We start from the raw sequence: 423 nt of genomic DNA on the forward strand, positions 1-423 counted from the left end.
TCTACGTATTTCGATGCGGCTTCCTTTAAGTATTCTGGCGAGTATTCCGTATTAATACTGAACTTTATCCCCGTGTATTGAAGCTCAAGATTGATTTCCTGAAACAGGGAAGTGATCTTCTCAAATAAGCGGTATCTGGATTTTTCAGTCGCTTTCTTCCATACCCAGGAATACTTGTTTGCGTTGGCTTCAAACTTAGAACCGTCAATATATAAATGTTGCAGGTCCGTATGTTCTTTCTCAAAAATTTTTTGGTTGATATCATAGAATAGTTTCTCAATAGAATCGCTGAGTATCTCATTGATAAAATATCCAAAAGTCCGATAGGATGGGACTTCATGATCCATCAGATACATGAACCTTAGATTCACTTTGCAACTATCTTCCAGCTCACGAAGAGAGACATATCCATTTGTCATAAAT

1 protein-coding gene is annotated in these 423 nt (G+C 37.1%); it reads right to left on the reverse strand.

What is annotated here, in order from left to right; all coding sequences use genetic code 11:
- Positions 1–419: transposase (locus DXB18_RS16020; protein WP_243103583.1), on the reverse strand; the 419-nt coding region annotated here is incomplete at its 3' end.
- Between the last annotated feature and the right edge of the window lie 4 nt (positions 420–423).

The sequence above is a fragment of the Clostridium sp. OM02-18AC genome (assembly GCF_003481825.1).
Taxonomy (GTDB): domain Bacteria; phylum Bacillota; class Clostridia; order Lachnospirales; family Lachnospiraceae; genus Brotaphodocola.